This window comes from Actinotignum sp. usb-actsch-rep-73 (assembly GCF_059082735.1).
The window spans coordinates 32,785-42,688 of sequence record NZ_JBHNPV010000020.1; the positions used below are offsets into that span (position 1 = coordinate 32,785).

Genomic DNA, 9,904 nt, shown 5'->3' on the forward strand with positions numbered 1-9,904 from the left:
TAATGCGATCAGTCGGATCAGCGTTCGTCGTTCACCCAGTGCGCCATTTCGGTCGACAGACCGATGTAGGTTGCGGGTGTGAGAGCACAAAGGCGAGCTTCTTCTTTAGCGGGCAACCCAAGGCCGGCGATAAACTCACGCATTTCGGTGGCCCCGACCTCGTGGCCACGGGTCAGCTCCTTCAGGCGCTCGTACGGGTTCGTCATTCCGGTCGCGCCGGCGATCGACGCTGTGCGCATGACCTGCTGAACCGCTTCGCCGAGAACTTCCCAGTTCGCATCCAGGTCGGCAGCCATACGGTTAACGTCAATGTCGATGCCGTCAAGGCCACGAACCAGGTTGAAGAACGCGAGGATCGAGTGCCCAAGGCCAACACCGATATTGCGCTGGGTCGTCGAGTCGGTCAGGTCACGCTGCATACGCGAGGTGACCAGCGTCGATGCCAAGGAATCGAGCAGTGCGCACGAGACTTCCAGGTTCGCTTCGGCATTCTCGAAGCGAATCGGGTTCACCTTGTGGGGCATAGTCGACGAACCGGTGGAGCCCTGGGCTGCGAGGTTCTGGTGGAAGTAGCCCATCGAAATGTAGGTCCAGCAGTCGGTTGCCAGGTTGTGTGCGATACGTCCGGCGCGCGCAACATCGGAGTAGAGCTCTGCTTGCCAGTCGTGAGATTCGATCTGTGTGGTCAGCGGATTCCAGGTCAGGCCCAAACCTTCGACGAAGTTGCGAGCGAGGACCGGCCAATCAGCGTTCGGGACGGAAACGACGTGCGCTGCCCAAGTTCCCGTGGCGCCGTTGATCTTGCCCAAGTATTCGGTGTTTTCGATGCGTGCCAGCTGACGAGCGAAACGGTGGGCAAACACGGCCATTTCCTTGCCCATGGTGACGGGCGTTGCAGGCTGACCGTGCGTGTGTGCCAGCATCGGAGCGTCTGCGCCGGCTTCAGCGAGGCGCAGCAGTCGAGCCTGCAGTTCGCGGGCGGCGGGCAGCCACACCTGCTCGATGCCAGCCTTGATGGTGAGCGCGTAGGCGAGGTTGTTGATGTCTTCCGAGGTGCAGAAAATGTGGACGACCTCGCGCAGGTGCGGAAGCGAGGAATCGGGGCCGAGGACCCCGGTGGCCTTCTCCAGATGCTCGCGGATCAGGTACTCGACGGCCTTCACGTCGTGACGGGTGACGGCCTCGAATTCGCCGAGACGTTTGATGTGGTCGGCGGAAAAATCGCGGGGCAGTGCGCGCAGGTAGTCGCGTTCAGCGTCGGTCAGGGTCGGCGCGCCAGGAAGGACGGTGTTGTCGAGCAGGTGGATCAGCCACTCAATCTCGACGTGTATGCGCGCACGATTCAAGCCGGCTTCGGACAGGTAATTCGCAAGAGGTGCAACGGCTGCGCGGTAGCGGCCGTCAAGCGGAGACAAAGGTTCGCCAGATGCTGCCAGATCGGCGTAACCATGATCGGTAGAGAAAAGGGAAATCCAGTTTGCGCTCATAGTGTCATCTTTTCATGTTGGCGCGTGGTTAAGAAACGGTGTTGCGTAACGAAAGTGATGATGCCGGACATATTCGGGTGCGCGTGAATAGTCAGCGGGACAGTGTATCCGCAGGTCGATAGGGGATGAGGCCACTCAACGTGAGAGGGTCTGACCTTTTGAGGTGCGTCACCCGATGGGGTGTCCCGATGGTGGATACTCTAAAATCTTGGGCGTGACGAACCCCCATACTCCGAGCCCGAGTGCTTTTGAATCCTCCGGTCAATCCGGTGGTGGTTTTCAGTCCGCGCACTCGGACAACGAAGGGGATTCGTCAGTAGGCGCGGCCTCGTCCACCCCATCGGAACCGACGCCAACTCTGACAACTCGACGACGCTTGCAGGGACTCGACGGCATTCGTGGCATCGCAGCGATGTTTGTTCTGGTCTATCACCTGCTCCCGCAGTATGCGAAAGCCGGGTTCGCGGGCGTCGACATTTTCTTCGTCCTATCGGGCTTCCTCATCACCTTGTTGCTGATAGACCGATTGGATTCAACTGGTTCACTTGGGATCGGTCATTTCTGGATTCGACGTTTCAGGCGTCTTGTCCCGGCGGCGGTCACGACGTGTATTGGTGCGGGAATCCTTGCTCTGCTCAGCGGGACGGATGCGCTAGTTGCGCTCCCTCGCCAAGTCGTCGGCGTGCTCACCGGCACGTACAACTGGCTTGAAATCATCTCCGGCGCCTCTTACTTCGAGCAACAGTCGCCACTGCTCCTGACCAACGCATGGTCATTCGCCGTTGAACAGCAGTTCTACGTCATCTGGCCACTGATCCTCCTTCTTCTGGTTCGGCTACCGAAACACCTCAGAATCTGGATCGCTCTTGGAATCGGCGGAGCATCGACCGCATGGCACGCTGTCCTAGTCGGCCAAGACCTTTCGCGCGCATACATGGGAACAGACACTCACCTGTGGGGTCTGATGATCGGCGCGGCCCTCGCATTCGCCGTCCCCAACGCCATGCAAATGGTCGATGAACGCGCCAAACATGCCGGATATATAGGCTTCTTCGGCGTCATCTCATTCTTTGCCACGATGTTCCTGATGACCGTGTTGCCGGAGTCTTTCATGTACCCGTGGGGCATGGTCATCGTGTCTTTGACGACGGCGTTCACTATCCGTGGCTTGCTTCCCGACGTGTCCTACGCCGGGACTGCCCGCCTGCTTCGCAAGGTGCTTGAACTACGTCCCCTGGTGTGGCTGGGAGAACGATCCTACGGAATCTACCTGTGGCATTGGCCGTTGTGGGTGCTCGCTTTCTACGTGGCTCCCCAGATGAGTCTGTCAATGTCGGCAACGCTCGTGTCAGTGGCATCGGTTCTTTTCGCCGCGCTGTCGTACAGGTTTATTGAGACTCCAATTCGTCGCGTCGGCTTCCTTCAGTGGTGCCGTATCGTGTGGTCAGGTTTTCTGACACTCACTGGAAAAGTACGCATCGTCATCGCCGTGATTGTACTGGTGATTGCCTCCCTGTTTGCGGTTGCACTTTGCTTCTCGCCGAATCAGTCGAGCGCTCAAATCGCCATTGAACAGGGAGCAATGTCGGCTCCTGCCAGCGATGCGATGACGTCCGGCTCGCAGTCCGCGGATGCGGCCTCGTCGGGCGACCAGTCGCAGAGCGAGACCCAAAGTGACGCACAGTCTGGCGCACAAAGTGGTGAACCAGAGTTCATCCGCCGCTACGACTACACGCAGCCACAGGTCACTGGCGAAGAAATCACGATTATTGGCGACTCGGTCACCCTGGGTTCTTCGGCTGCGCTCAGCGAAGCATTCCCGGGTGTCTACGTTGACGCCGAGGTCTCGCGTTCTGTTCTTGCTGCTGGTCCCATCATCGATTCTTTGAATGCGCAGGGCTTGCTTCGCGAATACGTCGTCATCTCACTGGCAACGAATGCTGTCGTGACAGACGACCAGATTGACGCACTTGTTGCCCAGATCGGGCCAGAGAGAAAGCTCATCCTGGTCACTGCATTCGGTCCTGCTCGCACAACGTGGATCCCGCCGGCGAATGACACGATTTGGCGTGCAGCAACACGCTACCGGAACGTGTTCGCGGCCGATTGGGCGAACCCCATTTCCCGTCACCCCGAGGATCTTGCCGGAGACTCCGTGCACCCGGCAACGGATCAGGGGCACCAGATTTACGTTGAAGCAATCCGGAGTGCTCTGAACGAGGCCCTTCAGATCTCCCTGCGCGACAGTGAAGCGAGTGCCGAAACGGATTCTCAATTCGGAGCACAATCGGCGTACTGATTCAGCACGTGGCACGTGTTCGACCCGGGGGCTCCCACCTGTTGTACTAGCCGTATTTCTTCACTATCTGCATCACATCTGACCGGTAGGACGCGCCAAAAAGATAGGCGTGAATGATCAGAATATGAAGACTGTGAAGCCCGATGCGTTCGCGCCAGCCATCCTGAAGAGGTGACGCTTCGGCGTACGCATCGCGGATTGTTTCCAGATGAGGGCAACCAAAAACACCGAGCATCGCCAAGTCTTCTTCGCCGTGACCCCCTTGGGCTGCTGGATCAATAAGGGTGACACCATCGGGTGTCCACATGACGTTTCCGCTCCACAGATCTCCATGAAGTCGAGATACTTCCCCGGAACGGACAAGAGCGGGTTGGTCATGATCAAACACCCCGGACGCGAGTTTTTCAGCGAATTGATGCAGGCGCTCGCGGTCTGTCTGGCTAAAAGCTGGGCAGTCAATATAGGGCTCAACCCGGTATTTGGCGTAGTACTCTCCCCAAGATGCACTGCCCCCATCGGCTAAGAGAGGCAATGGAGCTTCACCCATCCACCCGTCGGTTGTATGCCCGGGCGGTGGAGCGCCTAAATGAGGCGCGCCCGCTGCGTGCGTATACGCCAGGGCTCGTCCAAATTCCTCAGCCATTCGCGGGGTTGCGTGGATGCGAGACAGGACTGGCTCTTCGAGCCAGGTCTTCCCGTAATCGAGCACGGGAACAATCCGCGTTGCCTGATCGCCCGCATCCGCGAGCCATAAGAGCGCTGTCACTTCATAGGAGATCTTCTGAGGTCGATGGTCGGTTTTCCGGAACGTTTCCACGGTGTTACTCCTTAGGGGCTGCAATTGTTACGAGGATATCCACAGGTGCTCGTCCCTGAAATTGGTTATCCACAATTTTGCTTCCCTCGATTTTCCTCGTTGTCACTGTCCTTCTAGCGTGGGGAGTGGAAGGAGGATCCGTGGATGAAGTAGGCAATATGCAGGTCGCTCGCGAATCAATGCGGAGCGTATGCAAAGTGCTTGAAGACATACACGGCGACGTTGCATGTGAGCGCTTCGAAGACTGGCAGGGTGGAGCTGCAGATGCAGCTCGAGATGACCTCTTGGTGCTTTTAGGACAGCTCGGAGTGGTCATGGACTCGGGAGATGATGCGCTTTTAGCACTCGACACGGCGATTGCTGAGTGTCAGCTAGCCAGCGTTGTTCTGATGCCCGGACAAACAACAAATCCGTTATCGCTGGGCGCATATACGCCTGCCTCTTTTGCTTCGCATACGTTCTCTGAGTCATCAGGTGTGTTCTGACATGAACAGAATTGTTGTGACAAGCGGGCCAACGCACGTTGACACGGATGCGTTGATCATGGCATGTACCCGGCTTCGCAAGAGTGAAGAGTCGCTATCCGCATTGATCGCTTCCACTCGGTCGGCTCAGGATCATGCACGCCTGGGTATCGGGCTCAGCCCCACCGCATACACGGCTGTTAGTGCGATAGAAGAAGTGGCCTCGTTGATGACGTATCTTCGCGCCAAACTGTCCGCATTCGCCGACTCGATCGCCTACTGTGCAGCCATCTATTCGGGCGCAGACTCGCGAGCGGTTGCGCTTTTGTCATCAACCCACAACGACAGTCCCATCTTCAACCTGAATCTTTCGCAGCCGAACCTCAAAGAGCCTGCACCGGGCTTTCCGATGATTGCACAGTGGCTAAGGGAAAACACATGGGATGTGCGCTCGCGGAACCTTGATGTCCTATCAGCGATCCTGGCGTTCATGTTCGGGCGCTCAGATGGTTTAACGGCACTTCGTTTTGAACGCGATCTTGACGCGTTCTCCTTCGGCGTTCTGCATCTTTTCGGCGCTCGGCGCGGTGTGCCCGGAAGCTCAACGAAGCAGGTCGCCGGGTACGCCGCATCGTGGTCGTCCGGAATTGGTGCACTGTTCTTCGGAAATGTCACGGGCGTGGAAATTCAGACAGGCTCCTCGTCGGGAGCCGGCAGAGGACATCGGATTATCAAAGCAGTGAAAGAAGGATTCGCTCCCATATTGGCGGCGAGTCCGCATACGCCTTTCGCGCTCTCCGTTCTGTCGATCGTCGGTAGAGTGGGGCAGGGGGTTGGTGCGATCCGTTCGCATCCGACTCAGCGCGTGGTCACCCCTTCTACCCCCGATACTCGACTTGCAATGAGCACCCCTACTCCTATGTCCACGGTTGAAACTCCGCGAAAACCATCACAACTGTTGGAGTCACTTTCAGGACTGAATTCAGGAGGCGAAGAAGGGCAAATCAAGATCATCCGACACAGCACTCCGATTCCCTCCGATGCGTCATCGCCAGGTGGATCACGAACACGTTCGTCCTGGTCAGTCGTCATTCGAGGTACTCAGAAGTGGAGCGTCGGGGGAAGTAACCCGCAGGATATGCTCACCAATTTTGAGGGGGTAGCAGGGCGTGAATCCGACCAATCGCGCGCGGTCCTAGAGGCGATGAAAATGGCTGGAATCAAAGCGGATGAACCCGTCGAATTCGTTGGTCATTCGCAAGGAGGCATTATTGCCGCTCAACTGGCGACCAGTAGCGACGTGAACCAGAACTACCACGTCGTATCAGCCCTGACAGCGGGGTCCCCGATTGGCGGATCGCAGACTCCTTCGCACGTCCACGTCCTCGCATTAGAGAACACCAGAGACCTGGTGCCAGCACTCGACGGGGGAGCGACTTCCCAAGGAGTGACAACCGTTCACTTTGACGGGCAAACGTACATCCCGGCCGAAAAACAGGGACAGAATCTGGTTGCGCACGACATTGGAACCTACCGCAACCTGCTAGGAGATATTGAGAATCGCCAAAATGAGCCGGGGCTTACCGAGGTTAAAGAATGGGAAGAACATCGGATCGAATCGCTCGGTTTGACCGAGCAGACGACCTCTCAAGCGTATGTCTTCGATACTAGGCGCATCCATGACGAGGGCTGAACAATCGGATAAACACCGGTGGACAGATGCAGACGACCGTTCTGAAACCGCGTCCAACCTGCTAACGTGATGGCGTGACACGGGGTGCCACAGGCTGAGAAAAAACCCGTTGAACCTGTCGAGATAATTCTGACGAAGGGAATGTCAATGATGGATCGTGCCATCGTATCTTCGGCTCTTGAAGCTGTCCGAGAAACAAGCCCATTGGTTTCGTGCATTACCAATTCAGTGGTCACAAACTTTACGGCAAACGTCCTTTTGGCCATCGGCGCTGCCCCTGCAATGGTCGACATTGTTGGCGAAGCGGGACCGTTTGCGTCGATCGCGTCCGGTCTGCTGATTAACTTGGGAACGCCGACCCCCGAACAGCGTGAAGCTGCTCGTGAAGCCGCGTCAGCTGCGGTCGCAGCGGACGTTCCGTGGGTATTGGATCCGGTTGCGGTTGGTGCCTTGGTGCATCGCACCGATCTTGCGCGTGAGCTGGTGACAATGGGGCCGACTGTTGTTCGAGGTAACGCCTCGGAAATCATCGCGCTTGCGGGTGAGGGAGCTGGTGGTCGTGGTGTCGATGCCTCCGACGAGGTTGAATCAGCGTTCGAAGCAGCCCAGCTCATTGCGCGCAACTACGGCAGTGTTGTTGCAATCTCCGGCGCAACCGACGCAATCGTCAGCGCAGATCAGATTATTCGTGTTGGTGGTGGCGCAGAAATGCTGACTCGCGTCACCGGTGGTGGTTGTGCGCTGGGTGCGTTCCTCGCTGCTTTCGTCGGTGCGGCGAAGACGCGTGCGGTGACGCCGCTGGAAGCGGTTGCTGCCGGTCACGCCGTCTACTCTGCTGCGGGTGAGATTGCTCAAGAGAAAGCGTCGGGCCCGGGTACGTTCCAGATGCACTTCCTTGATTCGCTCTACTCGGTCTCGACAGACGACCTTGACAGGATTCCGCTGTCATGAGGAATGCTCCTGACCTGCGGGTCTATTTGGTGACGGATGCTGAGCAGTGCGAATCGATGGGGCGGAGTGTTCTTGAAACGGTTGAAGCCGCCGTCGAAGGTGGAGCAACGTGCGTCCAGCTTCGCGCGAAGACTTCCGATGGCGGTCCCTTCCTTGATGAGGTCTGCGAAGTAGCGAATGCGGTCGGCGACCAGGTTCCCGTGATCGTCAATGACCGGGTGGATGTGTTCCTCGCAGCTCGCGCATTGGGTGTCCCAGTTGCGGGTGTGCACGTTGGTCAATCGGATCTTCCCGCGAAGGTTGTGCGTGAAATGATCGGCGAGGTCGCGTTCCTTGGATTGTCTGTTGGGACTGATGAAGAGGCGCGGATTGCGGCAAGCGAAGGGGTTGCAGATCACGTTGGCCTCTCGGTTCTGCGCACCACGGCAACGAAGACGAATACGCCCGATGTCCTTGGCTATGACGGGTGTGAACGGCTTGCGCGCCTTGCCGTTATGCCAAGTGTCGCTATTGGTGGTGTTGGTATCGATGACATGGCACCTTTGAAAGCGCGTGGTGTGAATGGTGGTGCCGTGGTTTCGGCAATCTGTTGCGCAGAGGATCCGAAGCAGGCTGCTCGCGATCTTCTGAATGCGTGGAGCAGCGCTCCCGACGCTGGTCGTCAGGAAGCGACGGGGGTGAGTGATCGATGATTCCTACAGTGACCGCTTTGACGATTGCCGGATCTGATCCCTCGGGTGGAGCAGGTATTCAGGCTGATATGAAAGCGATGAGCGCCAATGGTGCGTACGCGATGAGCGTCATTACCGCTCTGACCGCACAATCAACGAAGGGCGTGGCCGGAGTCCACGCGGTTCCCGTTGATTTCGTCAAACTCCAGTTAGACACGGTTCTTGACGATATTGCTCCCGATGCAACGAAGATCGGGATGCTGGCAACTGCAGACTTGGCACGCCTTGTTGGTGAATACCTTCCGCGGTTGCCTTACACGGTGCTTGATCCGGTGATGGTGGCAACTTCGGGTGATCCGCTATTGGACAACGAGGCTATCGCCACTGTTCGGCAGCTGTGCACTGTCGCAGATTTGATTACACCGAATCTTGCTGAGGCAGCGGTTCTTCTTGAATCCGATTGGGCAACCAACGTCAATGAGATGACGGAGCAAGCGTTCGCTTTGCGCGAGCTAGGCGTGAAGAATGCGCTGGTGAAGGGTGGTCACCTGGATGAGAAAGCGTGCGATGTCTTCCTCGGCGAAGGTGACTCAGAACCGCATATTCTGACCGCTCACCGTATTCACACGAAGAATACGCACGGAACAGGATGCACGCTCTCATCATCGATTGCGGCTCTTCGCCCGCGTTGCGACTCGTGGCTCGAAGCTGTCACGCGCGCGAAGGCGTACTTGACGGGCGCGATCGAACAGGCTGATGAGCTTGGAGTCGGACACGGGCACGGTCCCGTCCACCACTTCTACGCGCTGTGGAATGACGACATGATGAAGGACAATGATGTTCACTGACGAACTGTGGGAAGAGATCGCCCCCATTAAGAAAGCGATTGACCAGGGGCAATTCGTTCGAGGTCTCGGTGACGGGAGCCTCAGCCAAGACAAATTCAACTACTACATGGTCCAAGACGCCCTGTATTTAGCTGCATACGCGAAGGCTCTTGCTGGTCTCGCCACTTTTGCGCACGATCCGGATGACCTGGTGTTCTGGGCCGAAGCATCGGCGAATTCGATCAAGGTTGAGCGAGAGCTCCACGCGTCGCACGTCGACGTGATGGCAGCGGCAACGCCTTCGCCAACGTGTCGTGCCTACTCTGACTTCTTGGCTGCCCAGCTTGCCAGCGGTGAATACGGGATTGCTGTCGCAGCGGTTCTGCCCTGCTTCTGGATCTACCAAGTGGTGGGGACTGAGCTCCTCGACACTGCCGGTGACCTTGAAAAACACCCCTACGGTGACTGGATTGGAATGTACGCAAACCCCGTGTTTGCGGAAGAAACCAAGATCGTCCGCGGGATCGTTGACCGCGTGGCCGAAGGCGTTGTAGAACTCCAGCGCCAGCGCATGAGGGACGCGTTCGTTCAGGCCAGCCGATACGAATGGATGTTCTGGGACGCGGCATGGCGAATGGAGACGTGGCCAATCTGAAAGAGCCTCGGTCACCGCCTGCATCGACCTGAGATGCGAA

General features: G+C 57.6%; 9 protein-coding genes. 7 read left to right on the top strand and 2 right to left on the bottom strand.

The window, feature by feature from the left end; translation table 11 throughout:
- Positions 1 to 17: 17 nt before the first annotated feature.
- Positions 18 to 1,487, bottom strand: coding sequence for an adenylosuccinate lyase (gene purB / locus AC5RE1_RS01205; RefSeq protein ID WP_006680520.1), 1,470 nt, complete (start codon positions 1,485 to 1,487; stop codon positions 18 to 20).
- A 214-nt stretch (positions 1,488 to 1,701) separates the two neighbouring features.
- On the opposite strand from purB, the gene AC5RE1_RS01210 reads away from it, so the two are divergent.
- Entirely contained in the window at positions 1,702 to 3,786 is a 2,085-nt protein-coding gene (locus AC5RE1_RS01210; RefSeq protein WP_179370046.1) for an acyltransferase family protein, read from the top strand.
- A gap of 46 nt (positions 3,787 to 3,832) precedes the next feature.
- Here the strand turns inward: AC5RE1_RS01210 and AC5RE1_RS01215 are convergent, their stop codons facing one another.
- Entirely contained in the window at positions 3,833 to 4,603 is a 771-nt protein-coding gene (locus AC5RE1_RS01215; protein ID WP_179370045.1) for a fructosamine kinase family protein, read from the bottom strand.
- A 140-nt stretch (positions 4,604 to 4,743) separates the two neighbouring features.
- Here AC5RE1_RS01215 and AC5RE1_RS01220 point away from each other — a divergent pair, with 140 nt between their 5' ends.
- The 6 genes from AC5RE1_RS01220 to AC5RE1_RS01245 all read left to right on the top strand — a co-directional run bounded on the left by AC5RE1_RS01220 (position 4,744) and on the right by AC5RE1_RS01245 (position 9,864).
- Positions 4,744 to 5,088 carry a hypothetical protein gene (locus tag AC5RE1_RS01220; protein WP_006680517.1) on the top strand — a complete coding sequence of 115 codons (345 nt, stop codon included), beginning with the start codon at positions 4,744 to 4,746 and terminating at the stop codon, positions 5,086 to 5,088.
- 1 nt (position 5,089) lies between these two features.
- Positions 5,090 to 6,760 (top strand): hypothetical protein, encoded by a 1,671-nt coding sequence (locus tag AC5RE1_RS01225; RefSeq protein WP_179370044.1) that lies wholly within the window; start codon positions 5,090 to 5,092, stop codon positions 6,758 to 6,760.
- 147 nt (positions 6,761 to 6,907) lie between these two features.
- Positions 6,908 to 7,711, top strand: a complete 804-nt coding sequence (thiM, locus tag AC5RE1_RS01230; RefSeq protein ID WP_103632922.1) for a hydroxyethylthiazole kinase — start codon at positions 6,908 to 6,910, stop codon at positions 7,709 to 7,711.
- A complete protein-coding gene (thiE, locus tag AC5RE1_RS01235; RefSeq protein ID WP_006680514.1) occupies positions 7,708 to 8,403 on the top strand; it encodes a thiamine phosphate synthase in 696 nt (231 codons plus the stop codon). The genes thiM and thiE overlap by 4 nt, the downstream gene beginning before the upstream one ends.
- Positions 8,400 to 9,230 carry a bifunctional hydroxymethylpyrimidine kinase/phosphomethylpyrimidine kinase gene (gene thiD / locus AC5RE1_RS01240; protein WP_103632923.1) on the top strand — a complete coding sequence of 277 codons (831 nt, stop codon included), beginning with the start codon at positions 8,400 to 8,402 and terminating at the stop codon, positions 9,228 to 9,230. The genes thiE and thiD overlap by 4 nt, the downstream gene beginning before the upstream one ends.
- The gene (locus AC5RE1_RS01245; RefSeq protein ID WP_257878447.1) at positions 9,217 to 9,864 is read left to right on the top strand and encodes a TenA family protein; all 648 of its coding nucleotides are present in this window, start codon (positions 9,217 to 9,219) and stop codon (positions 9,862 to 9,864) included. The genes thiD and AC5RE1_RS01245 overlap by 14 nt, the downstream gene beginning before the upstream one ends.
- Positions 9,865 to 9,904 lie beyond the last annotated feature (40 nt).

Bases quoted from the DNA above. Each gene is read 5' to 3' on its own strand.
- AC5RE1_RS01245 (WP_257878447.1), top strand. From the start codon at position 9,217: ATGATGTTCACTGACGAACTGTGGGAAGAGATCGCCCCCATTAAGAAA.
- AC5RE1_RS01225 (WP_179370044.1), top strand. From the start codon at position 5,090: ATGAACAGAATTGTTGTGACAAGCGGGCCAACGCACGTTGACACGGAT.
- thiM (WP_103632922.1), top strand. From the start codon at position 6,908: ATGATGGATCGTGCCATCGTATCTTCGGCTCTTGAAGCTGTCCGAGAA.
- thiE (WP_006680514.1), top strand. From the start codon at position 7,708: ATGAGGAATGCTCCTGACCTGCGGGTCTATTTGGTGACGGATGCTGAG.
- thiD (WP_103632923.1), top strand. From the start codon at position 8,400: ATGATTCCTACAGTGACCGCTTTGACGATTGCCGGATCTGATCCCTCG.
- purB (WP_006680520.1), bottom strand. From the start codon at position 1,487: ATGAGCGCAAACTGGATTTCCCTTTTCTCTACCGATCATGGTTACGCC.